The sequence below is a fragment of the Gluconobacter cerinus genome, assembly GCF_002723935.1.
GTDB lineage: Bacteria > Pseudomonadota > Alphaproteobacteria > Acetobacterales > Acetobacteraceae > Gluconobacter > Gluconobacter cerinus.
In genome coordinates, this window is sequence record NZ_BEWM01000003.1 from 113,447 (window position 1) to 140,078 (window position 26,632).

General features: G+C 55.5%; 25 protein-coding genes and 1 pseudogene. 14 read left to right on the plus strand and 12 right to left on the minus strand.

From position 1 onward, the window contains the following. Positions 1 to 292: 292 nt before the first annotated feature. The gene (locus tag GCE01_RS07670; protein WP_099212169.1) at positions 293 to 1,258 is read right to left on the minus strand and encodes a PIN-like domain-containing protein; all 966 of its coding nucleotides are present in this window, start codon (positions 1,256 to 1,258) and stop codon (positions 293 to 295) included. Positions 1,259 to 1,983: 725 nt separating this feature from the next. On the opposite strand from GCE01_RS07670, the gene GCE01_RS07675 reads away from it, so the two are divergent. Further along, on the plus strand, positions 1,984 to 3,108 hold the full coding sequence (locus GCE01_RS07675) for a hypothetical protein (RefSeq protein ID WP_099212171.1): 1,125 nt from the start codon (positions 1,984 to 1,986) through the stop codon (positions 3,106 to 3,108). 523 nt (positions 3,109 to 3,631) lie between these two features. Here the strand turns inward: GCE01_RS07675 and GCE01_RS07680 are convergent. Both GCE01_RS07680 and GCE01_RS07685 read right to left on the minus strand, forming a co-directional pair. Next, positions 3,632 to 4,480, minus strand: a complete 849-nt coding sequence (locus tag GCE01_RS07680) for an FkbM family methyltransferase (RefSeq protein ID WP_099212173.1) — start codon at positions 4,478 to 4,480, stop codon at positions 3,632 to 3,634. Between the two features lie 90 nt (positions 4,481 to 4,570). Beyond that, positions 4,571 to 4,813 carry a hypothetical protein gene (locus GCE01_RS07685; protein ID WP_099212175.1) on the minus strand — a complete coding sequence of 81 codons (243 nt, stop codon included), beginning with the start codon at positions 4,811 to 4,813 and terminating at the stop codon, positions 4,571 to 4,573. Positions 4,814 to 5,004: 191 nt separating this feature from the next. Between GCE01_RS07685 and GCE01_RS07695 the strand changes: the two genes are divergently transcribed. From GCE01_RS07695 to GCE01_RS07710, 4 genes are all read left to right on the plus strand, one after another. Beyond that, positions 5,005 to 5,643 carry a LexA family transcriptional regulator gene (locus GCE01_RS07695; RefSeq protein WP_174694818.1) on the plus strand — a complete coding sequence of 213 codons (639 nt, stop codon included), beginning with the start codon at positions 5,005 to 5,007 and terminating at the stop codon, positions 5,641 to 5,643. Positions 5,644 to 5,807: 164 nt separating this feature from the next. Beyond that, positions 5,808 to 6,032 carry a hypothetical protein gene (locus tag GCE01_RS07700; protein WP_099212181.1) on the plus strand — a complete coding sequence of 75 codons (225 nt, stop codon included), beginning with the start codon at positions 5,808 to 5,810 and terminating at the stop codon, positions 6,030 to 6,032. A gap of 6 nt (positions 6,033 to 6,038) precedes the next feature. Continuing rightward, positions 6,039 to 6,335 carry a hypothetical protein gene (locus GCE01_RS07705; RefSeq protein WP_099212183.1) on the plus strand — a complete coding sequence of 99 codons (297 nt, stop codon included), beginning with the start codon at positions 6,039 to 6,041 and terminating at the stop codon, positions 6,333 to 6,335. 88 nt (positions 6,336 to 6,423) lie between these two features. Beyond that, a complete protein-coding gene (locus GCE01_RS07710; RefSeq protein ID WP_099212185.1) occupies positions 6,424 to 6,822 on the plus strand; it encodes an outer membrane protein assembly factor BamE in 399 nt (132 codons plus the stop codon). Positions 6,823 to 6,958: 136 nt separating this feature from the next. Here the strand turns inward: GCE01_RS07710 and GCE01_RS07715 are convergent, their stop codons facing one another. The 7 genes and pseudogenes from GCE01_RS07715 to GCE01_RS07745 form a co-directional block, all read right to left on the minus strand. Beyond that, positions 6,959 to 7,606 (minus strand): hypothetical protein, encoded by a 648-nt coding sequence (locus GCE01_RS07715; protein WP_099212187.1) that lies wholly within the window; start codon positions 7,604 to 7,606, stop codon positions 6,959 to 6,961. Continuing rightward, positions 7,603 to 8,250 (minus strand): hypothetical protein, encoded by a 648-nt coding sequence (locus GCE01_RS07720; protein ID WP_099212188.1) that lies wholly within the window; start codon positions 8,248 to 8,250, stop codon positions 7,603 to 7,605. The genes GCE01_RS07715 and GCE01_RS07720 overlap by 4 nt, the downstream gene beginning before the upstream one ends. A gap of 67 nt (positions 8,251 to 8,317) precedes the next feature. Next, positions 8,318 to 8,908 carry a hypothetical protein gene (locus tag GCE01_RS07725; protein ID WP_099212190.1) on the minus strand — a complete coding sequence of 197 codons (591 nt, stop codon included), beginning with the start codon at positions 8,906 to 8,908 and terminating at the stop codon, positions 8,318 to 8,320. Further along, positions 8,905 to 9,111 (minus strand): hypothetical protein, encoded by a 207-nt coding sequence (locus GCE01_RS07730; RefSeq protein ID WP_041240822.1) that lies wholly within the window; start codon positions 9,109 to 9,111, stop codon positions 8,905 to 8,907. The genes GCE01_RS07725 and GCE01_RS07730 overlap by 4 nt, the downstream gene beginning before the upstream one ends. A 621-nt stretch (positions 9,112 to 9,732) precedes the next feature. Continuing rightward, positions 9,733 to 11,025, minus strand: a pseudogene (locus GCE01_RS07735) (tyrosine-type recombinase/integrase). A 328-nt stretch (positions 11,026 to 11,353) separates the two neighbouring features. Beyond that, positions 11,354 to 13,600, minus strand: a complete 2,247-nt coding sequence (locus tag GCE01_RS07740) for an FUSC family protein (protein WP_046901387.1) — start codon at positions 13,598 to 13,600, stop codon at positions 11,354 to 11,356. A 31-nt stretch (positions 13,601 to 13,631) separates the two neighbouring features. Further along, complete coding sequence (locus GCE01_RS07745; protein ID WP_099212192.1) at positions 13,632 to 14,894, minus strand: UdgX family uracil-DNA binding protein; 1,263 nt, start codon at positions 14,892 to 14,894, stop codon at positions 13,632 to 13,634. 207 nt (positions 14,895 to 15,101) lie between these two features. Here GCE01_RS07745 and GCE01_RS07750 point away from each other — a divergent pair, with 207 nt between their 5' ends. From GCE01_RS07750 to GCE01_RS07760, 3 genes are all read left to right on the plus strand, one after another. After that, positions 15,102 to 15,566, plus strand: coding sequence for a MucR family transcriptional regulator (locus GCE01_RS07750; protein WP_086634139.1), 465 nt, complete (start codon positions 15,102 to 15,104; stop codon positions 15,564 to 15,566). A 68-nt stretch (positions 15,567 to 15,634) separates the two neighbouring features. Then, positions 15,635 to 16,588, plus strand: a complete 954-nt coding sequence (sppA, locus tag GCE01_RS07755) for a signal peptide peptidase SppA (RefSeq protein ID WP_099212194.1) — start codon at positions 15,635 to 15,637, stop codon at positions 16,586 to 16,588. Between the two features lie 39 nt (positions 16,589 to 16,627). Further along, positions 16,628 to 16,933, plus strand: coding sequence for an integration host factor subunit beta (locus GCE01_RS07760; protein WP_046901391.1), 306 nt, complete (start codon positions 16,628 to 16,630; stop codon positions 16,931 to 16,933). A gap of 449 nt (positions 16,934 to 17,382) precedes the next feature. On the opposite strand, the gene GCE01_RS07770 is transcribed toward GCE01_RS07760, so the two are convergent. Further along, the gene (locus tag GCE01_RS07770) at positions 17,383 to 18,279 is read right to left on the minus strand and encodes a LysR family transcriptional regulator (protein WP_046901392.1); all 897 of its coding nucleotides are present in this window, start codon (positions 18,277 to 18,279) and stop codon (positions 17,383 to 17,385) included. Positions 18,280 to 18,397: 118 nt separating this feature from the next. Then, on the minus strand, positions 18,398 to 19,372 hold the full coding sequence (gene trxB, locus GCE01_RS07775) for a thioredoxin-disulfide reductase (RefSeq protein ID WP_099212196.1): 975 nt from the start codon (positions 19,370 to 19,372) through the stop codon (positions 18,398 to 18,400). Between the two features lie 98 nt (positions 19,373 to 19,470). Here trxB and GCE01_RS07780 point away from each other — a divergent pair, with 98 nt between their 5' ends. The 6 genes from GCE01_RS07780 (at position 19,471) to GCE01_RS07805 (ending at position 26,522) form a co-directional block, all read left to right on the plus strand. Beyond that, positions 19,471 to 19,953: an Lrp/AsnC family transcriptional regulator gene (locus GCE01_RS07780; protein ID WP_046902047.1), complete on the plus strand. Its 483-nt coding sequence runs from the start codon at positions 19,471 to 19,473 to the stop codon at positions 19,951 to 19,953. Further along, positions 19,953 to 21,074 carry a glycosyltransferase family 2 protein gene (locus GCE01_RS07785; RefSeq protein ID WP_167386139.1) on the plus strand — a complete coding sequence of 374 codons (1,122 nt, stop codon included), beginning with the start codon at positions 19,953 to 19,955 and terminating at the stop codon, positions 21,072 to 21,074. The genes GCE01_RS07780 and GCE01_RS07785 overlap by 1 nt, the downstream gene beginning before the upstream one ends. Continuing rightward, a complete protein-coding gene (locus GCE01_RS07790) occupies positions 20,986 to 22,473 on the plus strand; it encodes an ArnT family glycosyltransferase (RefSeq protein ID WP_174694819.1) in 1,488 nt (495 codons plus the stop codon). Before GCE01_RS07785 ends, GCE01_RS07790 begins: the two co-directional genes overlap by 89 nt. A 49-nt stretch (positions 22,474 to 22,522) precedes the next feature. Continuing rightward, positions 22,523 to 23,443, plus strand: a complete 921-nt coding sequence (locus GCE01_RS07795) for a flagellar motor protein MotB (RefSeq protein ID WP_099212198.1) — start codon at positions 22,523 to 22,525, stop codon at positions 23,441 to 23,443. Between the two features lie 26 nt (positions 23,444 to 23,469). Next, positions 23,470 to 24,336, plus strand: a complete 867-nt coding sequence (motA, locus tag GCE01_RS07800; protein WP_046901396.1) for a flagellar motor stator protein MotA — start codon at positions 23,470 to 23,472, stop codon at positions 24,334 to 24,336. A gap of 68 nt (positions 24,337 to 24,404) precedes the next feature. Continuing rightward, entirely contained in the window at positions 24,405 to 26,522 is a 2,118-nt protein-coding gene (locus GCE01_RS07805) for a prolyl oligopeptidase family serine peptidase (protein ID WP_099212200.1), read from the plus strand. Positions 26,523 to 26,632 lie beyond the last annotated feature (110 nt).

Genomic DNA, 26,632 nt, shown 5'->3' on the forward strand with positions numbered 1-26,632 from the left:
CCTCGTGAATTGTAGGTCAAAATGGACAAGCATCATTTCAATAAAACGGCCATGATAAACACCGTAAACCATCTTCGACATTTTTTTCGTCTTCGTGCCAAGGATATTAAAGGCTATGTGGTCGTCGAATATTGTGGGTCGCATCCAAGCTAAATGCGCCCACTGAGTAGGAGAGTGAGTGAAATCGCCGTCACTATCGACTTTCCATGTCTCGACCTCTCCTGTATTTATTGCCGTTCTAATGCTTTCGAGTAGTTCATGTGGATTGTTGCAATAGACTCGAACAGCCATTTTATGTACCTTTATAATCAGGAGTAGTTTTAGTCTTATCGATTATCGATGGCGAGTGCTTATCCTCACTTGAGGAATCTAATCGAGGCACATCAGGCTTTGCACGCTTAGCTTCCTCCTCTTCGCGCTCTTGGGCGACTCGAGCCTCAACTTCTTCGATAACCTTTTCACCAAATTGCGCTTTTAGGTATGTTTCGGCGGAAGATAAAAAGCGATCGGATGGATAGAACCATACCCTCTGCCCAGAGAGTTTCTTGAACTCCAACAAAAGTTCTGGCCTGGGTCCAATCGTTCGGCCGCTCTCTATCCGCCACCAATCAGCTTTGGCATCGTCCGTGACGAATATTAGGTCGCGTTTCTCCGTGGCCGCAATGTTAATTAGCTGCGCCCATGCGACGTAGTCGCCATAGCATTCAGGTGGTGCTTTGGTTTTCGCATCTGCAAACCCTGGAGGGATGCTTGTCCTAAACCGGTCAGCCGCTTGGACGTGCAGCTTAGACAATTCAGATTCGCTTGGTTCCTGGCCGATTTTTTCTGAGATCGCTTCATGAAGCGAGTTCACGTAATCGTCGTTGGAGATCAGGCCCTCCATCTGCTTCCGACTAGTGGACAACTCTTCCTTTATCAACGCTATCGCTTCTTGTGCTGGGGCTGACAGATGAGGGTGCTCGCTTTTGGGGCGACAGCCTTGCTCTATTTTTTCCAATGCATGATATGCGGCCTGATATTTATTTGCTTCCGCAACGATGACCTTTGCACGGTTCCGCATGAATTCGAGTGCAAACTGATGGGGGAGGCGAACCTTGTCGGCTTGCATTATAAAACTAAGAAGAGCCTTACTTGTTTCCTCGGAATACCGATAAATACTAAGCAAGACGTTCGCATCAAAAGAGAATATTCCATTCTCCCACATGCTGCGAAATTCAGCCTCGGTAGGTGGAAATAAATGATGAAATTGCTCTTTCATAGCTACCTAGATGATTCCAGTGTTAAAATTCTGTGTATTACGTCTAAAACTCGATTCAAGACGCTCTCGTTTCAACCTCTATCACTATAATATAATACATATCTATAAGATTGGCCACGGGCCGTAATGGGCGTAGAACATCACTATCGTAGTCCGCTATTAAGCACCTGCTCTGAGGCCAGTAATGATCAGTATGGGCGCTTAGCTATCATGAACGTTGGCCACACGACTGGCCGCTTGCTAATTTTCTGCCCAGCAGCCGACTTTCTGCTTTCCCCCCCCCCCTAACTCGCCTGTCTGCTCAAGAGAACCAGAACAGACAGGCTGCACTCGCTCTCTTTTCAGACATACAGTCTCTCGTACCACTCTCCGTGTAGCGGACATGAAATGTCCCATGGTCTGCCGGTCAAAGCGGATAGCGAACTCGCGTATGCATTCTACCCATTCAAGGTTTGAATCTCATCAGCAGGACTGAAGTCGACGAAACCGAGAACTGCACCTACGCTATAGCCCTCTGAATTCAAGGCACGAACAAGTACAGCTATGGGTGGGATGACCATTCGTCGCGATAACAAAGCCTTCCTTTGGTTCTCAAGAGCATGATGCCAGGCAGAGTGTAATGGACGCGGCCGTTGACGATGAGCTCCGCCATAGTCCACACTCTTTTCCTCCGGCAGTAAGATCTTATTTATTTTGATTAAGCAGCGAAAATTTGAAAGAGACCAATGTATCCAGACAATATAATTCGTCCTGTACCACTTAAAAGTCAGGTTTTTCTTGACCAAAGAGGCGAGTCATTATCACGTTTCACGCTGGCTGCTTTCTTATTACTTTCGGGTGCCTTGTTCGTAGAAGACGAACGGCACTTAGAAGATCGTCTTGATCTTCCCACATCTGAAGAGCTTGAGTTTCTTGGAATTAATGCTGAGGTGCGTGAGACCGTGCCACGTGGCGCATTTAATCTTAGGCAGTTTTCGGTAGACGATTCGGATAACGTTCCTTCATCTGCTTTGGCTAGTTTAGCGGCAGAGGTAAATGAGCGAGGCAATCCTCGCGATGCAGCGCGTCTCGTTGCCTTGGGATGCAATTCAAGCGATGAGTTGGTCCGAATTTGTGCCTTGGGGTCTGCTGTTGATTTCTTCCGTCTGGAGACCATCAACATCCACCGCCAGCTTGTATGGTTTTTTGACAACGCCCTAGATCTCGATACATTCGAACTTCTCTTTGTGTTGATGGCCCGCGTTTTTCAGGTCGCCGCGATGGGGAATCTCTCCCCACCGACAAACGTACCGACCACGACCCCAACTGGCTTGATGGCCGTCCACGGCACGGTACTTCCCTACTCTCAGGCTAATAGGCCCGAATGGTCTGTCCCGCCAAAAGGTAGCCTCTTCTCCCACATAAAGACCTTCCGGAACGATATTTACGGATCACCTGACTTTTTCCGATGGGAGGGCGGATACACCGACTATGCCCGCGAAGTTGCGATCAATAGTCTGTGCGACTGGATCAACCGCAGGAGTCTTAACGGCATCGACGTAGTGGCGCACAGCCACGGTTGTAATGTGGTGATGGGCAGTACTTCGATCAGCACCAATTTCAGAAAAATCGTAATGTTGAGCTGCCCAGTTCATTGGGGAAAGTACAGTCTGCCAGCGGCCATGATCACAAATGATGTAGTTTCGATTCGTACTAGGTTTGACTTTGTTATCATGATGGATCGTGGCGGTCAGAGATTTCCAAATGGAACGATCAAGGATGTCATCCTACCATTCTGGTTCACATCGCACAGCTCGACCACCAAACCAAACATATGGAGATCACAAAATTTGGACCAATATCTTCGCTAAAAATTCGTCAAACCGCTAATTTTTACCTATTCGGACCCTACGGTTGCATTATCCGCAGTTTATGAATTCTCTAATAAATAGATTCTGCAGCGATATGACGTTTGTCTTCTGCGAAGGGGCGTACGGAGCAGAACATAGTTAGTCTAATCTTCGCTTCGGGCAGGAAACACAGCTTTGGCCTTCAGGTTTACAGGGCTGTATCGTGGGAACGGCAGTTCATTATACCAACTCGGTGGCATGCCGGTGATCGACGGTATATAGACTATTATATCCGGCAATCGGCGGGGTATAGCAGACAAAGTGGGGTTCGAACACATATCTTGGATCAACCGGCTGGCGCTTGACTGTTTCATAAGCAAATATCGGCTTTCAAAAATCTAACAAATTATTTGAACGATCAGAATGGGGTGAAAGCCTCCGCAAGGGTCGTCTATTTGAATATCCGCTTTTACCGATTGCCTTACACAAAGCAGACCTTCCGTCCCCACCCCATAGCTGACAAACTTCTCCTTTCCAGCATCCCTCAAAACCTTGAGAGCAGGATATTCCCCCGGCTGCGAGCGCCGCGTTCATACCCACAGCGCCGCAGCACCGGAAAAACGTCCTGGACCCACCGTCCATGCTCGGTGTCTTCCATGATGAGATGATCGGGCCACAACGCGGCCGGTGCCTCGCGGAAAAACGGCAGCAGCGCCCGGTCTTCGTAGCCTTCGATGTCGATCTTCAGAACATGCACGGCCGTCACATCACAGGCCTGCAGAATATCCAGAAGCGGACGGATCCGCACTGGAGCACCGTGCCCCGCGCCGATCCGACCGCCACCAAAATCCCCGTTCACCTGTACAAGCTGACCAGAGCCGTCCTGGTCGCCCACCGCAACACGCAAGAGATCGGCCCGCATTCCGTTCAGCCTCATATCGGTGGCCAGCCGTTCGAACAGGACCGGGTTCGGCTCGATGGCAATGACGCGGACCTCCCGCTGGGCGGCATAGAGGGAGAAAAACCCCATATTCGCACCGACATCCACAAACGTGCCGCCTTTCGGCAGATGACGACGCAGCCATTTCAGCTCACGATGATTGTAGCACGCGCCACAGACCGCCGATTTTGCATCCGTCTGGTTGTCATGGGGATAAAACCGCACTTTCAGCCCGAACAGGGTCGCATCAACAGGACCTGAGGAGCAGTCTCGTTTGAAGCGTTCCATGAACGGCCGTCGCAGACGGCTGTACCCCAAGGGTGTGTTGAAGAAGACTTTCCGGATCTTCTTCTGCGCCTCTGTCAGCGGATAGGAGCCGAAAGGAAGCGCACGCGTAAGGTCGTGTCCGTCCAGCACGATGTGCTCAGAAGATGGATCTGAGTGTTCTGACATAAGAGATGATGACCGTATGGGAGGGAGCAACAGGGCTTCGATGAAGCAAATGGCAGGGTCAGGACGCGCAGTGTCCGACGGACCGCTCCGTCACAGCTTCCCGACCTCGCGACAGAGCTGAAGCAGACTGCCCATCCGCTGCTGCAGCACGGCCCCGAGCACCATCACGCCCTCCAGCAGGCGCGCGCCTTCCGTATCGGCCCGCAGGCTCTCCAGCCGCCCTTTGAGCAGAGCATGCTCGATCTCGATCAGACGCAGCACGTCATGCAGACCGGCATGTAATTCTTCGAGACCGGCTGGACGGGGTGGTGGCAACAGTGGATCTTCAGGCATGACAATCCCTTGGACAAAAATGTCGGTTTCATGCGAGGATCTGACCATGACGAGTCACGGGCCACGCAACATTTCAATGCCAAGAGATACGGTTTTCCGACTTCCATATCAAGCGGAATATCGTATTCATGCCTCATTTCCGAATGAGGACCCTCCGCGTGCCCCGACATTCCAGGCGAAAGCGTAAACTCATGGACGACCAGATCCGCCTGATGCGCGAGCGCGGTGAGCGCCTCCGCGAAGCGGCGCAGAGTATTGGCATCACCCATGCCGCCAAGGCGGCGGGCGTGCCGTATACGACCCTGAGAGACTATATGAATGGCGGGGAGATGAAATTCTCCGCCCTTGCGTCACTGGCCCGGGTCTGCGGTGTCTCTCTGGACTGGATCGCCTTTGGCACAGTTGGCGGCTCACCTTCCGGCACGACGGCGGTCCAGACCACCTCGACCCGTCAGATTGTCGTGCCCTGGTATGATCATCATGAAGACGGCCTGCGGATTGGTCGCGACTGGTTGCAGAGCGTCATCCCCCGGGACCTCACGTCCCTCTGCCTCATCAGTAATGCGGGGGATGCGATGGAGCCGACTTTGTCCTCAGGCGATCTGGTCATCGTGGACCGGAGCGTCACGACCGTGACGGGCAGCGCGCTCTATGCGCTGGAGAGTGCGGGTGCCGTGCTGATCCGTCGCCTTGATCCCAAACTCGGTGGTGGCGTCCGGGTGATTGCCGACAATCATCGCTACCCGCCCCAGGACGTCGAGGCTGATCGCCTGGACTGCTTCAAGCTGCTCGGCGAAGTGGTCTGGATCGGCGGCGCGCCTCATCCCTGAGGCGTTCTTGATATACGGGAACCTGTTTCTACAAACAGGCGTATATTCGTATTGACGATGCGCGGGGAATCGTAGATCATCTGGCTTGTTGAGTTCGCCGGGTGGCAGGGTCGTCCTGCCACACAGGAACTGCAAGGAGCTGGCGATGATGTCTTTGTCCCGTTGTGTCTTCCGGTCTGGTCCCTGTTCTTGCCTGTCAGGGGGCGTCTGACATGGTCGTCTCCATTCTCCTTGTCCTGATCGTTCTTCTCCTGCTGGTGCTGGCGCTGGGGTCGTCGGTCAGGCTGTTCGCGTGGCTCAAGGCACGCGACGTCCTACCCCCTGCGGCTCTGATGCTGGGTACGGCGCTGGTCGTTCGGGTCGTCTTCCATGCCCACTGGGGGAGATAAGCGCTCATGACGTCTTCAACAGACGGTCTGTACAGCGAGGCGACCGAAGCAAAACGCGCGGCCCGTCTGGCTGCCTATCTCGAAGAATATGGTGCCGAGGAAGATGAGACACGGCTTCTGCTGAGATATGTCTCGTGGTTCGGAGCGGGCGCCTGTCTTTTGTGCGGCATCGCTCTGGCCCTGCCCTGGCATCCGCTCTTTGCATTCGTTGTGGGCATGAGCTGTTGGACGGCTCCCCGAGAACCGTTTCTTCGGAAACTGAAAGCCGCCGAAGACCGCCGCAGGCTTCGCGGGCTGGACTGAGACGGTCCGTTCGTTTTTTGGTGGGTCGTCCGCCTTTTTCCAATTGTCCCGTCATCGACTGTTTTGCAAAAACAGCAAAGGATCCCGCATGTCTGTACGTCTCCTCAGAACCCTTGCCGTCACGTTGTCTCTCACGGGGCTGGTCGCCCTGACAGGCTGTGCCTCGGAAGGGAACGAAGCCCTCAAAAACGAGACCGGTGCGTCCATCGATCAGAAGATCCATGATGGCGTGACAACCAAAGAGCAGATCCGGGCCCTGTTCGGAGACCCGCGCGAGAGCACGTTCACCGATAGCGGTCATGAGCAGTGGCGCTATGCGTTCACCAACGCTTCGTCTGACGCTGCCAACTTCATTCCGCTCTATGGCGATCTGCATCAGGGCACTCATGGCACGGAAAAGACCCTGACGGTGATCTTCAACGGCGATGTCGTCTGGCACCACACCATGAATGCCTCCGCTGTCAAAACCGGCAGCGGGCTGTTCTGAGGTTACAGGGGGAAAGCCCCCTCTGCTGTTGCGAGCAGAGGGGGTAACCCAGGCCGCTGAAGAGCTGGATGCATCGTCCGGGTCTGAGGGCATTTTCAAACCTTCCTAAGTCACCGTCGACGCCTCCGCTGGTCACTCAGTCTTCCAGCATGGCAGGACCTTGAGGCAGACAACTCCACTCTGCGGCCTGACCGAAGGGTTCCTCGTCGCCAGGCGGTGGAGAGACAACATTGCCTGACAGCACCAGCAGCCGGGTCAGCGGCTCCCACTCCAGCAGTGTTTCAAGCAAAGCAGCTGCGCAGTTCAAACGCAGAAAAGGGCTGTCCTGCGTCAGTTCTGTCATCAGGTCTGTCCGCAGTTCGAGAACGGATTCCTGCAACCCGCACGGCCGCAACCAGGACGCCCGCTGTCGTGCGAGCCGGTACAGGCAGAGATCATACGGTGGCCGATCCTGCGGTCCGCCCATCACACGGCGCAGGAACGACATGTGAAATCCCGCCAGAACAAAGGGTCGCGGGGCATCCACCGGCATCACGGCCCGGAACAGGGGATCACTGATGGTCAAGGCTGGCTGACCATGCTCATCGGGACTTTCCTCCAGACGACCCAAGGAACGCCGGGGGGCGCCGAGCCAGAGAAGGCTGCGTCCTTCGACAAAGCCGTCCCTTTGCAGCAGCGTGACGGGAGCGCCCGCATAGGGCGCTCCTTTCTGATCCGGCGTGATATCGAGCAGTTTCAGGCGCGTGACGGGCCAGCGCGGCAGCCGGATCGGACCAGGAGTCATGATCTGCCTCCCGCGCGAAGCTGCGCTACCAGGGCAAGGAAACGCTCCTGTAACTGCGCTGGCTCAAGAAGATCGTTGAGATACCAGATCTCGGGCTTAAGGCACTTCTGCCGGTAGACCTCCAGCCGCCGGTCAAACTGCGCCAGCAAATAGGCTTCCCAGTCATTGCGTGTCACGCGGTCCGCACCGCAGGCGCCCACGATCTCGATATGCATGACACGTGACCCGAAACGGATGGCGAAATCGGAATAGAACCGTGGCTGCTGCAACGGGTCGAGGGCAATTTCCAGATCCAGCGCAACATCCCGCGGAACGACGGGTTTGACGGCCTCATAGGCAATCCGTTCGAGTGCTGAATTCAGCAGGGTTCCGTCAGAGGCAACGCGGCCACGGCTGGGCAGACCCGGCCAGCGCTGCTCGACCCTGCGCAGGAGACAGGCCCAGACACTAGGTCGTTCATCACCGAGTTGCATGAGATGACGCCCCGCCGGCTGAAGGTAGCGGAACAGGCTTGAGGGCGGTTGCGCCTTCAGTCTGACGCTGATGTCGCGATACAGATCGAGATCGTCGTCTGTTGGCTCGAAGAAAGAGCGCACGTGACGAGGCGCGGTCGTCGCAGCGACCGGGATTTTTGTAAGAAGCATGAAGCCTCCAGATTTTTGTGGGGAGAAAATGAGAGGCCGGAGTTGTCCGGCCTGTCGGTGTCAGGTGTTACAGGCGATACGGGAGGCCGCTCCCAGGCACCTGTCCGGTCCAAAGGGTTTCGATCAGTCGGGCCGCGGCATAAATGCGGACGAGATCGGAAGCCGGATGAACGCCTGACCGGTCTTCCGCTGCAAACCGGGCCAGAAGGGCTTCGGTCGTGTTCCCGGTTTCTACCAGCTCTGGCGCAAGCTGGTGCATCAGATCGTCCAGGGTCATGACCTGTGGCTTCTCTGACGACCAGGGCCCGAGCCAGATCATCTCTCGTTCCCCGATAAGCAGAACGATATCTGGAAGCAGGACAGGAGAGAGAAAAGCGCCATCTTCAGTGTGCTCCGCTGCACCGGCTGGGGACGGCATGGGCTGCTGCAGGATCTGGTCCCGCAGAGCCTGTCTGTGTGCCGGGTCCTGATCGGCCTCCTGACAGGGAAACCACAGGCCCAACCGTTCAGCCACGGCAAAGGGTTCGGCCCGGGACAGAACAAGATCGTACAGGCAGACGGCAGTCCCGGTCGGCCGGAGCGGAGCGTCGGGGCGATCGCGGGAGGAGACAAGACCCATCAGGCGGACAGCCAGGTCCGTGCACAGGAAGGACGTCATGTCCGGTCTCCTGCGTTCTCCGTCAGCGCTCTGTTCAGTGAGCGGACTGTCTGCGCCAGAACGATCAGCGTGCCCTCAAGCCGCGTGTCGCTGGTGAAGGCTCCGGGCTGTGCGATCACATCGCGCAGTGTGGGAAGAACGACGCCCGCAAGCACGGCGTGGGCGTCGAAAAGCGTGTCGAGTTCGGTGACTAATCTGGTCATTGCGAAAGGCTCCAGAAAGAGAAGAGAGCCCCAGAGAGAAAACCCTCGCTCTGGTCGCACGGCGACCATTCCAGCTCACGCCCCGCGTGAGCCCTCTGGGGTGAGGACCAGCCCGGTCCTCCCTTGCGAAGCCAAAAAAAACGACAGAACCGCTCTGATCATTTTCCGTCATGAGAGAGAGGAAGAGAGGTTGAGTTCTGCACCGCCGCCCCATGGGCGGCGCGACCCCGGAACGGGGGCGCGTGCAGGTCCGGATGACGCGTCACAGCGTGATGCGGACGCCCACGGCAGCGCACGAACATGAAACGGTTTTAAGGCACTGTTTTGAAAGGGTTTTTGCTGCTTTGCGGCAAAAACCCAGTATCGTGCCATCTTAGGCGATCTGGCAGCCCGATTTTATGGCGCATTGCCATGGTCTGAGGTTGCTGATCGGGTATCACCCTGATCCGCCCTCGTCGTGTGACGCTTGAATGACGCATGCGTGACGCGTCATCGGGCTTTTGAGGGGCCTTCAGGGCGATCGGAAGAGTTCATGCATTTTGCCACAGACACGGAGACGGGGTTCTGAAGGCGCTGAAACCATTCCTTGTCCGGAAAGGTTTTCTGAGGTTTGAGACCCGGTCAGGCGTCTGAATCCCCGATGTCAGAGTCTTTCCAGGTGAAGAGCGGGGCGCTGTCAGGATTGGAACGCGGAGGCTTTGCGACCGCCTCCGTGGATTGCCCGGCACAGAAGCGTTCCCAGGCATGCATCATCTCGAAACGCCTGTTGAAGAGATCCCCGCGACGATAGGCGGCCTCAACCTTGTCACCGATGGCATGGGCCAACGCCATTTCGGCGACCTCGCGTGGAAAGTCGGTTTCCTCGGCCGCCCAGTCCCGGAAGCTGGAGCGCAAACCATGGATCGTCACATCCTTCGTGCCTGCGGCCTGATGGAGGGCCTTCGAGACTGCGACATCGCTTAGCGGTGATCCGACCCGGCCACCGGGAAACACGAAACTGTCCTCACCGGAACTGGATCTCAGAGTCTGGACTTTATATAGCAGGGCCATCGCTCCGTTCGTCAGGGGTACACGATGCTCCCGCCCGGCCTTCATCCGCTCGGCCGGGATGGTCCAGATCTTTTTCTTCAGATCGATCTCCGACCACAGGGCCTTGCGGACCTCGCCAGACCGGGTGGCGGTCAGGCAGACGAACCGTGCGGCCAGGGCTCCCACACCATGCTCGGCGCCGAGCCGGCTGTAGACCGGCGGGAGATCGCGATAGGGCAAGGCGGCATGGTGCACCACCTTCGTGACTGCTGTGGGTTTGGGAAGAATGTTGCCCAGGTGCCCCCGCCAGCGGGCCGGGTTCTCCCCCTCGCGCCAGTGATGGCTCTGCGCGTAGTCCAGAATACGCTCCATCCGTCCACGCAGCCGTGTTGCGGTTTCGGTCGTGCTCTCCCAGATCGGTCGCAGGACGGCGAGCACGTCTTCTGTCTGCACGCTGCCAATCGGTCTCGAGCCGAGGACGGGATAAACATGACGGTCCAGAGAACTGCGCCACATGGGCGCCGAGCGCGGATCTTTCCAGCCCGGCGCCTGTTCGGTGATGTACTGCTCGGCAACCTGTGCGAAGGTGCGCTCCTGAACGTCAGGTCCCTTCTGCCGGGCTTTTTCTTCCAGCGGGTCGAGCCCTTCTAGAAGCAGGCGCCGGTTCTCGGCTGCCCGGAGCCGGGCATCGGCCAGAGAAACATCCCGGGCGGGACCGAGTCCCATCTCCCGTCTTTTGCCGGTCTTTGGGCTTTTGTAGCGGAAGGTTCAGGCCCGGGTGTCGCCCCGGACGGTAATCCATAGATTTCCGCCATCGCCGTGAACCCCGTCTTTGAGAGAGGCGACCTTGCGGGCATTCATCTGGTTCGGCGAACGCTTGCTCATGGCTTTTCAGTCCCATCTTCCGTCCCACCTTACGGGCTGGGTTTCAATGCGTCTATCTGCTTCTTCAGGATGGCATGAATTTCTGTAAAACCATGAAAAACAACGGTTATTGCGCTGATCTGCATTTCCGTGACGCCCCAGGTCGGCGGACACCCTCTCCGCCATGATTTCTAAGATATGTATATCTGACCGTGACCCTTGCGAAGATTAGTCTCCGTCTTGAAGCGTGGGTTATGTCGCGGTACTGGGAACGCATCAGAGTAGATTGTAATCGCTCTGCAATCTTCGAAATTCCCAAGCTATGCGAGAAGCGTACTTCTCCTGCCGCTTAACGTGACTCTTGTACTTTCAGATGGCTGCGCTCGCCTCTAAATGGGCGGCTCGCATCCAGGAAGTCTGCGTTCGTTTGCATCGTATAAGCAATAACGACGAGGTAAGTGATTGCCCGGGTCATTTCCAGTCGCGTGACCAGATCCGTCTCATGCTCATCCAGAGCGCGCAGTCGTCTTACGGCCGCATTGGCGACACGAGCGGCCTTATCATGGCGTCGGGTAGACTGCTCGACGTAATGGAGCACCAGTTGGATCGGGCGTCTTGCGCTGTCGGGAAGGTATTCGCGGTCCAAGAGGGTTCGTAGGCGAATAATGTTCAGGCCCAGCGTGAGTGTGGCGAGCGTCCCCAGAATACAGGCTTCGATGAGCGGAGCAGGGGTGGGGCCAGCATGGCGGATCAGACGTGCGAAACGATCTGTGTTACGGCCGATCCAGATACTGATTTGTGGTGTCTGTGCGGGATCTGCGAGGCCGCGCAACTCAGCCAGCATAATTCTGCGGAGACGCAGCCGTTCATCAGAACTGTTGAAGGGCAATACTGTCCTGAAAACCAGAACGCTGATGCCCACTGCCATAACCACGGCCATATTGCCGTTATAAAATGCCACTTCGTTCATGACGTGATGGTTCTCCAACCCAAGCATGGCAGGAAGAAGAAGGCCGTAAGCTGCCGCGCCGCCAGCAGTGGAGGGGTTGCCTTTCGCCAGACCGCCAAGGAACATGGCCGGCCCTAGGAAAAGCGTCAGGGTTTCAAACGTTGTGACTTTGGGCATGAGCACAAAGACAAGTATCCAGGCCACAATGTAAGCGACCAGTGCTCCTTTCAAGAACTCCGTAGTCCCAAGGACTGGGTTTTCTTTGGTCGCAAACAGGCCACAGACCAGCGTTGTAATGGCGATAAAGCCAAGTCCGCTTGGCCACGCTGTGATTTCATAAATCAGGGCCGTAACCAGTACGGCGCATGCTCCGCGGAGGCCATTATGAATGGCTTCGCGTGTGTCGCGGTGGGTCTGACGTTGGAAATGAAAATGATCGCCTGGAATGGAGTGTGTACTGGCCTCGTATTCCTTGATGGCAAGTTCCAGGTCTCCGAGTAGCTCCCCAAGTGACATGAAGAGAACGCGTTCATCGAGGTGTGTCTCGGTATCCTGCTCATTCAGGCGTAGATCGAACGGGTCTGTTCCCGGAATGGGTTCATTGCTGTTCTCCAGATCGGTAATCCGGTGAGGGGCAGCATACAGGCGGCAAACATCACGGAGATGCTGGAGTTCTGCCAAAAGATCCGGAACGGACTCAGTATTTGCAATACGCTTCGGGAAATCCTTAAGAAACGAGAGGATCTCATCAGCGGCCTGCGTGAAGGCAGGGTGGTCATGGTTCAGAAGTTGCAGGCGCATTGCCATACCGAACCCGCGAGAGAGCAGGGCGGATACGGAGGCAAGAGCGGCACGGGCATGGTCACCTTCGTGTCCATGCGGGCCCATCTCGACTTCTGCAAATTCAATCTGGTCGTTAATGCTGAGGATGGTGCCAAACTGCCTGCGTGCTGCATTCAAGGCGCCGCGTTCCTCACCGAGAATACTCGTAAGCGTCTTCGTAACGAGAACCAGAGCAGATTCCAGCTTCTGGCGCAGTTGGATCCGGGCCTGCCGTTCCTGAGTGGTGGCAAAGATCAGACCCATGAAGGCTTCACACAGAACGCCAAGGGTAATGTAAGTGGTTCTGGAAACGGCAACGGTGAAGATATTGTCAGGATCGGAAGCCGCATCCATGCAGATGATCGAGCAGGTATATCCTGCAAGAACAAGAGCATAGGATCGGAAGTTACTTACGAATGTTGCGAGCCCACTGCACACGCCGATCCAGACGGCGATCATGGGGAAGAAGAGCCAAGGTGCCTGAGGCGCGGCAGCCATCAACGCAATGGATGCGACCGCTCCGGTAATTGTTCCAATGATACGCCATTTGGCTTTGGACTGGCTTTCACCACGGGTCGCCTGTGCAACAGCCCAGACAGTCATTGCGGCCCATGCAGGACTGTCCAGCTCCATCCAGAAGGCAATTCCGATGGCGAGACAGGCTGCAAATGTATTTCGCAGAGCAAAAGTCAGGGTCGCTGCTGATGGCGCATAGATCCATGACAGGGGCAGCTTGACCCTGGGCCGCAGAGCGGCTGACGCACCTGCACCTGATGGGGAACTGTTCGGAGTCGGACGTCCTGTTGACGTAGTACTGCCACTCATTGTGCGGCTTTCTTACTCCTGAAGCCGTCAATTAGGCGAGAGCGGAAATGGCCATTCTCAAATCTGCGACAAATTTTGTGTATTCGCGTGTCCTGCTGTCCTCATCCGGAATTCTGAGCAGGTAAGAGGGATGGACGGTCACAATGCCAGTACTGCCATCGTCCAAAGTCATGTAACGGGAACGCTCCCGTGAAATAGTGATGGGTCGTCCAAGAACGGAACTTGCTCCGGTCACGCCGAGCAGAACTGTAACCTTTGCCTGAAGGATACGCCGTTCAGCTGTGATCCACGGGGCGCAGGATTTTACGTCTGTCGCATCGGGTTTCTGATGAATGCGTCTTGCACCGCGGCGGACAAATTTGAAATGTTTGACCGCGTTACTGATCCAGGCCTGTTCCCGATTGCCCCCGGCTTCCTGAAGTGCGCGCTCGAAGAGCTGTCCGGCTGGGCCAACAAATGGTCTTCCCTGAAGATCTTCCTGATCTCCTGGTTGCTCGCCGACAAAAAGGATCTGGGCCTGCGTCGTGCCTTCTCCGGAAACGGTGCGTGACGCGTGGTGACAAAGATCACAGAGAGAACAATCGACGGCGAGGGACCGCAGGTTTGACAAAGAGGACGTCTTTTCAATCTCCTCCAGATCAGGTGTGACATGTACTGTGGCCGGGTTGGCCCAAAAGGCATTGTCTTGCCCGGCGGTCGCAGTTTTCTGTGCAAGATCAATCAGATCTGCCTCTGGTTGTCCTGCGTCACTAATGGGTGGTCCAACACGATACTTGTGGCCGTCCCAGCAAAGGGTCGTCTCGTCTGAAAGGAGAACCCAAGGGGAAACCCGCAGTCTGATGAGAGGGTATCTCTGACTGTCTATGAGCTGTAGTTTTTGGCGTGTTCGAATGATCTGCCAGTCTGTTATCCGGTTCTGTGGGAACGCGCCTCTCAATTCAAGAATCTGCTCTCGAACGGTGCTGGCAATCTGCTCAAACCGGGTGATGTCTGTCTCACGTGGGCTTCCGTGCTCTTGGATATGTTCCAGGGCGCGATAGAGAAGATCAAATCTCTCCGGGATATTGGATGCAAACACGGACGGGATCAGGGCCGCAAATTTTCGGGGCAGACGCAAAGGGGAGGGAGTGTCAGGTAAATCCCGATCTGTTTTCGCTGCGTAAAGAGCGGCAGGCGCTCTAATACTCCAAGTGATGGAAGACGCCGGGATTCGCTTGCTCAGGAAATTACGCGATTGTGTTCGCCATCCTGAAAAATCACTTGGTGAACAGAGTGTAGCGTCAACGGTTTGCATAAGGCTTCCCGGAAAGAAAATTAGCGAATTCCGAAACACGCTCTGAAGTGATTACTTCTTTTTTAAGGAACGTGTGGTCAATTTGGTATTAAAGTTGAGTGGCTATCTCGGTGGTATTGGGTATATATTCTGCAAACAGGCTCGGCAGAATGATTTCACGCTGTTGAGCATAGTAAAAATGCTATTTTGAATGGAAGGTAAGATATTATGTCGGAGAATACATCCCACCCGGATCTGTTGGAGCTTACAGCGCAGATCGTTGCTGCACAGGTTTCCAAGGGTAATGTGGATGCGGCGTCTCTCCCGGCATTGATCCGCCAGGTTTATGAAGCTCTTGCAAATGCTGGTGCTCCACAGGAAGAGCCGCAGCCAGAGCGTCCGCAGCCTGCTGTGCCGATCAAGCGTTCAGTATTCCCGGATTACATCGTCTGCCTTGAAGACGGTAAAAAGCTGAAGATGCTCAAGCGTCACCTTCAGAGCGCTTATAATATGTCCCCAGAGCAGTATCGTGAGCGTTGGGGTCTTCCGTCCGATTATCCGCTGGTTGCTCCGAACTATGCGCAGCGTCGCTCTGCTCTGGCTCGCGAAATTGGTCTGGGCCGCAAGATCAGCGCAACAGGCGAAAGCAAGAAAGAAACTGGCCGGACGCGTCAGTCCAAAAAGCAGGACTAATTCCCGGCTTTCTGGAATTGTCTTTCTAAAAAAGCACTATCTGTCATGTGGTCGGAGAATACTGTTTCATGAGTTTAGAGGCAGAGACGCTTCTCCGATCAATGGCTGACAGCAAGCGCCTCCTTCTCTGGAGAGGCGCTGCGGTTCTGTTTTTTCTTGCCGCGCTTATTATTGCTGTTGGTAAAAGCCACTCAACTGTTTCCAGTTTAGATGCGCGTCCGCACATTGCGCGTCTGGTTATTCACGGCGTGATCGGAAATGACGTTTCCCAGATCACGACGGCTCTTCGTAAAGCACAGAAGTCCTCTTCAGTAACCGGACTCCTGCTAGTTGTTGATAGCCCCGGCGGCGGTGTCACGGGCGGGGAGCGTCTGCACGATTCGATCGAGAAATTTGCACAGGTAAAGCCTGTTGTCGTCACGATGGGCGATATGGGCGCGTCTGCCGCCTACATGCTCTCAGTTCCAGCACAGCATATCGTGGCATTGCCTTCCACACTGACAGGCTCGATCGGTGTAATCCTGCAGCGGCCCGATCTTTCTCCGCTGCTAGGGCGTGTCGGCATTGATGTTGCTGCAATTACATCTGGCGCTATGAAGGATCAGACTGATCCTACAAGTCATCTGACGCCTGAAGGGCGCACGATGCTTCAGGGATTGGTCAATGATCTCTTCGATCAGTTCGTCGCCATGGTCGTTAAAGGGCGGCACATTCCTGAAGACAAGGTGCGAAGCCTTGCGGATGGTCGGGCCTATACGGGTCGTCAGGCTTTGAGCCTGGGCCTGATCGACGAGTTGGGAGACGAAGACACTGCTCGGCAATGGCTCAGGCAGCGCCTGAAAATTGGAGACGCACAGTACCCAGTGATGCCGTTGCTCTCTGTAAGCAAGCGACACTGGTATGATTTTCCTCGCAAACGGGCCATGCTCGAAGGTGTGTTTGGATCAGGCTTTACGGAGATGCTGGAAGGGCGATTAACCCTCAGCAGCCTTGACGGGGCCGTTGCGATTCTGCAACCCTGACAAGCCAGTTTCATGGGCGGAGGCAGATAGGCTGCAGTCATGACCAAATCGGAACTTATTGCAGAGCTTTCCACGATTTATCCTCACCTTCTGACGCGGGATATCGAACGGATCGTTCACACCATTTTTGACGAAATCAGTGCAGCTTTGACGCGAGGCGATCGTGTTGAACTTCGCGGGTTCGGCGCATTCATTCCCAGGCGCCGAGATGCGCGGACGGGTCGGAATCCACGCACTGGAGACACTGTTTCTGTCGAAGAAAAAAGCGTTCCCTTCTTTAAAGTGGGGAAAGAGTTGCGTGAGCGTGTGAATCAAAGCGCGACCAAGTCAGCCACGGCAGAATGACAGGAGTTTCTGTTCCCTGTGTTCTGGATGCCGCTTTTTGAAGCATAAAAGCGGAGCTAATGCTTTCAGGCACGCGTTGAGAAGCGTCGTGCGCTATTGTGGGGCAATGTGGAAAGCCCCTTCATTATCTGTCTGGATAATTTCGATTTTTATAGGGGCTCTGTGCTGTGCCGGGGCGTCCTCGGCAAAAGCTGCCTCAGGATCTCCTCTGAAAAAAGCAGCTTCAGTAAAAATGCTACAGAATCAGAAGGGTCGGGCTACTGTCACGCCCTGCTATCATTCCCAGTTGGGGCTAATTGTTCTCAAGAGTAATGTAGAGAGCACTCATTCCAGGCATGGAAATGGTTTTGCGCCTGTCGGGGAAGCTGTCTTCCGGTCCAGTGCAGCCCAACATGTTTGCATCACGGGGCATGGCCGCCGCGGATGAGCGCGGCGGCATTCTATGGGCTTTATTCCTGGCCTTTGAGGCTGCTGATTTCCGAAAGCAGAAAATCTCGGAATACGGCGATTCTTTTGGAAGTCCGCAGTTCTTCCGGATACACGAAGTAAGCCTCGACCAACGGAACGGCCTGATTGGGAAGAACTCTGACTAGGTTGGGGTAGGACGCAGCCGTGTAGAGCGGCAAAGAACCAATACCTGTGCCTGAAGCAATCGCAGTCGCAACGGCAGCAATATTGTTGATGGCCAGCCTGCTGCCCCGATGAGCCAGACCTTCATGACGAAGGAGGTCCAGAAGCCAGTTTACATTCGGCAATGGCAGGTGGCGTCCTGCAAAGCCGATGATCTGATGTTCCGCTAATTCCTGCAGATTTGTCGGCGTGCCGTACCGATCCAGATAGTCTGGGCTGGCATAAATTGGCATCGGGAAATTGGCCAGATGGCGCTGTACAAGGTCTGGCTGTGTCGGCGGATGCAGGCGAATAGCCACGTCTGCTTCACGCATTCCCAGATCGAGGTCTGCATCTTCAAGAAGAAGCGTGACCTCAATATCCGGGTGCAGTTCCAGAAAGCGATGCAGCCTTGGAGAAAGCCAACAAAGGCCAAAACCGGTGGTTGTCGTGATTTTTATTTTGCCCGCCGCTCGTTCCTTGCTTTCGCTCAGGAATGCCTGTGTCAGGGCCAGCTTGGAGAAGACTTCACGCACGGTGCGATTCAGAACCTCACCCTGTTCAGTCAGGATGAGGCCTCGTGCATGCCGATGAAACAGCGGAACACGCAGAACCTCCTCCAGAGCTGAAATCTGCCGCGAAACGGCAGACTGGCTCAGGTTAAGTCTGTCACCTGCATGGGTGAAGGACCCGGCTTCGGCGACTGCGTGGAAAATACGCAGTTTGTCCCAATCCATGTGGTGGTCTCCCCGATCGCTGGCGCGTCGGTCCTCGTCCTTCTTGCCCATGTCACCTGGCGTTGTTTAAAGCGGTGTGTCGTTGAAGGGACGAAACTGTCTGAACCTGCGACGAGGGTCAAGTTTTTGTCATAGCAGGTATGCCAGAAATGTAGCGTTCGGCTTCCAGAGCGGCCATGCATCCTGTGCCCGCAGCCGTCACAGCCTGCCGATAAATGCGATCCTGAATGTCGCCTGCGGCAAAAACACCCTCTACCGAAGTGCGCGTTCCACCGGCTTCCGTGATGATATATCCATCTTCGTCACAAGCCACTTCATGGCGGAACGGCCCCGTATTCGGGCTATGGCCAATGGCGACGAACACGCCATCAACGGGCAGAGTTTCGCTTTCTCCCGTCTGAGTGTTCTTCAGACGAACGCCACACACAACTTCCGGCGTTCCCGCACCAAGAACTTCTTCGACAGCACGATTCCAGTGAACTTCGATTTTCGGATTCGCAAAAAGACGCTCCTGCAGAATGCGTTCAGCCCGGAAACCGTCCCGTCGATGAATCACGTGAACCTTGTCAGCGTGGTGAGTTAGATAGAGCGCCTCTTCCACGGCCGTGTTGCCGCCACCCACGACTGCAACCGTTTTACCGCGATAGAAAAAGCCATCGCAGGTTGCGCACGCCGAAACGCCGCCAGCCTGAAGGCGTTTTTCCGACTCGAGGCCAAGCCATTTGGCCTGGGCGCCCGTTGCGATCACGACTGTACGTGCAAGAAACTCGTCCCCTGAGTCGCCTTTCAGATGAAAGTATCCATCTGCAGCCGGACCGTTCTTCAGGTCTGCCTCGGTAATCAGGTCATAGATCAGGCGTGTGCCGACATGTTCAGCCTGTTCGCGCATCTGCTCCATCAGCCACGGGCCCTGAATGGGAGCCGCGAAGCCAGGGTAGTTTTCAACGTCAGTCGTGATGGTCAACTGGCCACCTGGCTGAAGACCAGTCACGAGAATCGGTTTCAGACTGGCGCGTGCGGCATAAATGGCGGCAGTGTAGCCAGCGGGGCCTGCGCCCACGACCAGAAGGTCCGTATGATGGATTTCAGGCATGATCGATCCTCGTCCGTGTTTTGACCCCTCATATAGAGCTTTCAGACGCATGTGCCATCTTTGCGGACGCTGCCACCTGCCATATACGTCAGATTCAAATGAACGCTTCTTTCTCTTCCATCCCCGTTGAACTGGATGCCATTGACCGGCAGATCATCGCCGAGCTTCAGGCAGACGGTCGTATGACCAATGTGGAGCTGGCCAAACGCGCCGGTATTTCCGCTCCCCCCTGTCTGAGGCGTGTCAGGCGTCTGGAAGAACTTGGCATCATCAAAGGGTATCATGCAGAAGTTGACGCAGCCCTGCTTGGCTGGTCGCTCAATTTTTATGCCCTCATCGGTCTCGATAGCCAGAAGGGAAGTGTTCTGGAGGCCTTCGAGGCGCAGGTCGGCGCCTGGCCCGAAACCCGCGAATGTCACATGATCCGTGGCGGAGGAGACTTCCTCGTCCGTCTCGTCGCTCGTGATGCTGCCCACCAGAACATTCTGACCCGGCGTCTGACAGACAGTGTCCACGTCGTGCGGGTGCAGACACTCCAGACCATTCATACCAGTCGTGATCTGGCTGGAGTTCCTATCTGATGGCAAAAGCATCCCCAACGGTTAGCGCTGGGATGCTTTTGCCTGCCCGGATCAGCATTATTGTTCCCTGCTATAATGAGGCAGAGAATGTTGTTCCCCTTGTCGCGGCTCTGGATGCAGCTCTTGAAGGAGAACGTTGGGAAGTCATTTTTGTTGATGACAACTCCCCGGACGGAACTGCCGAGCGCGTTTCGAAAGTTGCGAACAATGATCCTCGTGTAAGGGTCATCAAAAGGGTAGGACGTCGGGGTCTCTCATCCGCTGTTATCGAGGGTTTTCTGTCGTCCAGCGCACCGTATGTTGCGGTCATGGATGGGGACCTGCAGCACGACGAGACTGTTCTGCCCAAAATGCTGGCAGATCTTGATGCCGGCTCCGATATTGTTGTCGCCAGCCGCCACGTAGAAGGCGGAGACAATGCCGGGCTGGCAGGTTATTGGCGGCATCTCCTGTCAGACACCGGAATTCGCGCTGCTCAATCGGTTTTGCCGCACCGCCTGACTGATCCGATGAGCGGGTTCTTTGCCATGCGGCGAGAGCTTTTTCAGGCTGTTCTTCCAAAACTTTCCGGAACCGGTTTCAAGATCCTGCTGGATTTGGCGATGTCCGCTCCGAAGTCCGTGAAGATCACGGAAGTACCCTTTGTTTTCCGTCCGCGCCTTGCGGGAGAAAGCAAGCTGGATGTCGTTGTTCTTCTCCAGTTCGCAATGATGATTCTGGATAAAGTCACGCATGGCTGGCTGCCATCCCGTTTTCTGGCGTTTGCGCTGGTTGGGCTTGTTGGCGTGGTCGTGAATGTTGCCGTGATGCAGATTGCCCGACTGGGAGGAATGGATTTTTCTCAGTCTCAACTGGTTGGAACGGCCGTTGCCATCCTGACAAATTTCCTGCTCAACAACCGTCTGACCTATCATGACCGCCGCTTGAAGGGTGCGAAGATGTGGGTGGGATTAATTATTTTCTTCGCCGTCTGTTCTCTCGGGGCGGCCGCTAATATCGGAGTGGCCCGTATGGTGCTGCACGATGTTGGCCATGGGCACTGGGACCGTGCGTCTGCCGCAGGGGCCGTGGTCGGTGTCGTCTGGAATTACGCTGTGTCTTCCACTCTCATCTGGCGCTGACGTGACTGATAATTTCAACAAGCAGGCCAGCCTGTTCTGGGCGCTTCTTGTTGCCCTGACTGTGACGCGCCTCGGATTGGCAGCATGTCTGCCGCTCACGCCTGATGAGGCTTACTATTGGGTGTGGTCCCGCCATCTTCAGGGTGGCTATTTCGACCATCCTTTCATGGTAGCCCTCTGGATCAGAATTGGGACATGGCTGGCTGGTGACACGTCTCTGGGGGTGCGTCTGCTCGGGCCGCTTTCCGTTCTTCCCGGAAGCTGGGCCCTGTACCATGCGGCCAGGCTGTTGCTCCCGTCGCGCCCTTGGCCGGTATCGGGCTTTCAGGCCGTTCTTCTCCTGAATGCAACGCTGATGCTCGGACTTGGATCGGCGACCATGACGCCGGATACACCGCTGGTATTCTTCGTTTCGGTGTCTCTTTTTGCACTCGGGAAAGCCGTTTCGTCGTCGGGGGGCAGAACAACCGGCTGGTGGCTGTTAACGGGTGTTTTGCTCGGTCTCGCCTTTGATTCAAAATATACTGCTGTTCTAATCGGTTTAGCCCTTGGGGGGGCAGTTCTCACGACCCCGAGGCTCAGGAAACAAGCTGGTCCATGGCTGGCAATGCCGCTTCTGATCATCACGACGACCCCGGTCCTTCTCTGGAATGCATCCCATCATTGGGTCAGCCTGCTGAAACAGGGTGGACGAGCAGGCGACTGGCATCTGGCTCGTGCATCCCAGTTTCTGCTGGAGCTTCTCGGAGGTCAGATTGGTCTGGCTACACCCCTTATTTTCGGGCTCTTTGCTCTGGGGGGCTGGGCATGCATCAAACGGAACAGGCTTCTGGCATGGCTAAGCCTTCTGCCTCTCGCTGTTTTTGTGACGCATGCTCTGGGCGATCGGGTGCAGGCAAACTGGCCGGCTGTCGTTTATCCCGTCCTGGCTTTAGCTGCGATAGAAGCAGGTCGGAGTGTTCGGTGGCCGGTCATCAGTGGAATAGCCTTGACCGTACTGGTTTATGGACAAGCCGTTTTCTCTCCGTTGCCGTTTCCCGCCGCTAAAGATCCGATCCAGCGACAGACGGCTGGATGGCCCGATTTCAGTCAAAAACTTGTCGCTCGTGCTCAGGAGACGGGAGCATCTGCTTTCATAGCTGAAGAGTATGGTCTCGCATCTCAACTCGCTTTGACACAGAACAGTCTTCCAGTTCTGGGATCAGATCCAAGGTGGAGCCTGTTTTCTTTTCCGCCTGCTGAGGTGCCGCTCGGTTTAAAAATTGAAGAGCTTCATCGCATTCCTGCCGCGCTGGATCAGGACACGCTGTGTCGCCAGAGCCATGGCCATAATGTGCGGTGTTACCGCGTTGACGTTGTGAAAATGCCGTCTGGTGTGCAGTTGCCAGGGCGGGCTTAAAGCTCTCCTTAACCTTTGATTGCCATACTGACCTCTCTCAGGAGGCAGCATGTCGAAAGCAAACGGCAAGGACGAGCGCAGGATCATCATCAAGCGTTTTGAAGTTGTAGAAGGTGGCCATCACGGCGGGAGCTGGAAGATTGCCTATGCGGACTTCGTGACGGCCATGATGGCGTTCTTTCTGGTCATGTGGCTCATCAATGCCACGACAGAAGAGCAACGTAAGGGCATCGCTAATTTCTTTAATCCGATAGCAGTTCAGCAGGACGCACCACCCAAACTGAGCGTCATGCCCGATCTCTCTCCCATCGCGTCCTCTGATCGCCCTATGGCGGTCAAGCCCGGTCAGGCCGCGGGGCCAAATCCAGATGACGGTCCATCAGGACAGAATCATCTTCCCCAAAAAGATGCGGAAAAGCACAGCGCACAGATTGTAGTTCTGCGTGATGGACAGATCGAGCCAGGAGAGCCCGTATCCGGCCAAGGGGCATTCCCCCACAAGCAGGCCTTCCAGAATGCTGCCGATCAGATCAGTAGAGCCCTGAATGCTCCGTCACAACTGGCAGACGTCCGAGATCAGGTTTCCATCCAGGTCGGTGATGACGGGTTGCATGTGGAGATTGCGGATTCTGAACATCAGCCAATGTTCGCGCTGGGTTCTGCCACGCCAATGCCGCGCGCTCTTCAACTCCTGAGGCTGGTCGCTCCCTATCTTGAAAAGCTTCCGGGACACCTCTCCATCGCCGGATACACTGATGCAGCGCCTTACAAAGCTGGTTTGCCATCCAACTGGAGCCTGTCCAGCAGCCGCGCGGTTGCGGCGAGGGACGTTCTTGTTCAGGCGGGCTTTCCGGACCGACGCCTGCAAACTGTCAGCGGCTATGCCGATAGAAACCTTTTTGATCATGCCAATCCGCTGAGTCCACGGAACAGACGCGTCGTTCTGGTTCTGTCTCCCGATCAACCATAATCAAGTCGCCACTCAGGAAATATTGAATGTTTATTCTTATCGGCCTTGGTGTCGTTCTGGCCTGCGTGTTTGGCTCCTTCGTGGCATCAGGGGGCGCCATAGGTCCATTGCTTGCGTCGATGCCCTTTGAACTCCTGACGATCCTGGGAGCAGCAATCGGCACATTTGTCATGGCCAACTCAATTTCCGCTGTGAAACACCTTCCGGCCGGTTTGAAGAAAGCCATGAAAGGCTCTCAGTACGGTCGACAGGATTATCTTGAACTTCTGGGGCTGCTGTTCCACGTCACCAAACTGGCGGCCAGTAAGGGGATGATGGCTATTGAGAGCCATATTGAAGATCCCCAAGGCAGTACAATCTTTGGGGCGTTTCCGAAGATTCGGGATAACGGGCAGGTCTGTTCCTTCATCTGCGATTACCTGCGGATGGCAGGCATGAATGCGACCGATCCGTTCCAGATGGACGACGTGATGGGACGGGAGCTTAAAAAGAACCTGCGGGAGGAGATGCATCTTCCTCACGCACTGCAATCCGTTTCCGATGCACTTCCAGCTCTTGGAATTGTTGCTGCCGTTCTCGGTGTGATCAAGACTATGGCATCCATCAGCAAGCCTCCTATCGTTTTGGGCGAGATGATTGCTGGTGCGCTTGTCGGAACGTTCCTCGGTATTCTGCTGGCATATGGCATTGTTGCCCCGATTGCTGGTCGTCTCGGGGGCGTTGTGGAAGAAGAGGCGTCTTACCTTGATTTGGTTCGTTCCGTCATTGTCGCGCATCTGCAAGGGAATGCGCCTCAGGTCAGTGTAGAAATCGGCCGCAAAAGCATTCCCTGTGACCTCATGCCGACCTTTCAGGAGGTGGAAGAGGCTGTCAGTGCCGTTGCCGTGGGGTGAGGTTGTTTTCCCGCGGGTGATCTTTACGATGCCGTCATCACTATGAATGACGGCCGAAAGGATCAGGCATGCGTCCCTCCGCACTGCGGGCTCTCTGTCTCTTACTTCCTCTTTTTCCTTTTGCGTCTGTACAGGCTGCTACGGTCACTCCCTCAAGGGCTCAGCTTGAGCAGGTCGATGGCGGAGCAGCTCTTCACTGGGTGAAGGCTGAAAATAAAAAAACGCAGAATGTTCTGGCTTCTGACCCCAGATACAAGCCGCTTTATGATCGGATCCTCTCGGCTCAGCAGTCACCGGATCGTCTCGCTGTTCCCACACAAATGGCAGGGGAGATCTGGAATTTCTGGCAGGACAAAGTTCATACCCGTGGGGTCTGGAGAAGCACGTCAGAGGCTGATTTCAAAAGCGGACATCCGCTATGGAAGACGCGCTTTGACTTGGATGAGCTCTCTCGGTCTGAACATGCCAACTGGGTGATGGAAGGGCTGAATTGTCTGGAACCAGCAGACCGGATCTGCCTTCTGGGCCTGTCCAATGCGGGCGAAGACGCGCACGAGCTGCGAGAATACGACACGACCACCAATCAGTTTGTGCAGAACGGTTTCCGGTTACCAAACGGAAAGCAGGCGGTTGCATGGCTCGATAAGGATACAGTTCTGGTCTCTCGAGACTGGGGCACGACGGATGCCGGTCTGACAACGTCAGGGTATCCGTATGTTGTTCGTGCCCTGAAGCGCGGGCAGAGCCTGTCTCAGGCTCAGGAAGTGTTCCGTGGAACCGGTCAGGACATGGAAGTCGTTCCCACTGTCCTGCGGGACGGGCAGGGGCATCAGGTCGTTCTGATCGATCGGCATAAGGATTTTTTCCATAGCGAAGTTGAGCGACTGGATCCGGGAACGCTTAAAACGAGCCAGCTTCCCATGCCGGAGAAATATGACGGTCTGAGCTATCAGGATGGCCAACTGGTTTTCCATCTGCTCCAGGACTGGCCCACGGCGAAGGGGACAATCCCTGCAGACAGCGTTGTCGCGGTAGATCCAGATCATCCTCAGGCCCCCGAGATCATTGTCACCCCGACCAAGCGGCAGACCATCGGGGATGGAATGGATGGCGCTATTGCGGCGACCAAGGATGGTCTGATCGTTGTTATGTATGACAACGTTCAGCCGGTACTGATGCTCTATCGACGGGGTTCGAGCGGCCATTGGTCTGGCCGGAGCATTGAGCTGCCCAAGAATATGGCCGCCAGTATTGTCTCCTCTGATCCCCACAGCTCAGAAGCATACCTCCAACTCGAAGGCTTCATTCAGCCGCCGCAGATCTGGAGCGTCAATACAGCCAGGCAGAACACACAGCTTCTCTATAGCCAGCCCGAGCTGTTTGATTCGTCCAAGCTCACGGTTGAGCAGCTTTTTGCGCCCAGTAAAGACGGAACGCAGGTCCCGTACTTTGTCGTGCATGCGAAAGACTGGACGAAGAATGGCGCGAACCCCGCGCTCATGACCGCCTATGGTGGCTTTGGCCTCTCGTACCTGCCTGTCTATCATCCAGACCTTGGGATCACGTGGTTCGAGCGTGGTGGGGTTTACGTGATGGCTAACATCCGGGGTGGCGGAGAGTTCGGCCCAGCCTGGCATGAAGCTGCGCGTCACGCAGGACGCCAGTCTGCCTATGATGACTTTGCATCCGTGGCCCGGGACCTGTTTTCGAGAAACATTACATCGGCCAAGCGTCTGGGTATTCGTGGACGATCCAATGGCGGCTTGCTGATGGGGGTAGAATTCACGCAGCATCCGGAACTGTGGAACGCGACCATCATTGGTGTGCCGCTGCTCGATATGCTGAATTACGAGCACATGGCGGCAGGTGCGTCATGGGCGGCTGAATACGGAAGTGTGTCTACACCCGAAGGAAAAGCATTCTGGGACAAGACGTCGCCGCTTCAGGCTTTGAAGCCTGATGTGCACTATCCAACACCATTCATTTTCACTTCGACCCGAGATGACCGTGTTGGTCCTGTGCATGCTCGCCTGTTCGCAGCGCGCCTTCAGGAACTCCATGTACCCTTCTTCTATTACGAAGATATGGAGGGAGGTCATGCCGGAACCGTCAATGCTGCCGAGGTAGCACATGAACGGGCCCTGGAAGCAGTCTATCTAAGCCGCAGGCTGATGGACCCACGCTGAGGGGAGACTTGCCTCCTTGCCGTAACAGGTAAGGGGGCAAATTCTGAAATCTTTGTGTGACGGCAATAAAAAAAGCCGCGCCCCTAAGGGCTGCGGCTTTTCTCGTCCGT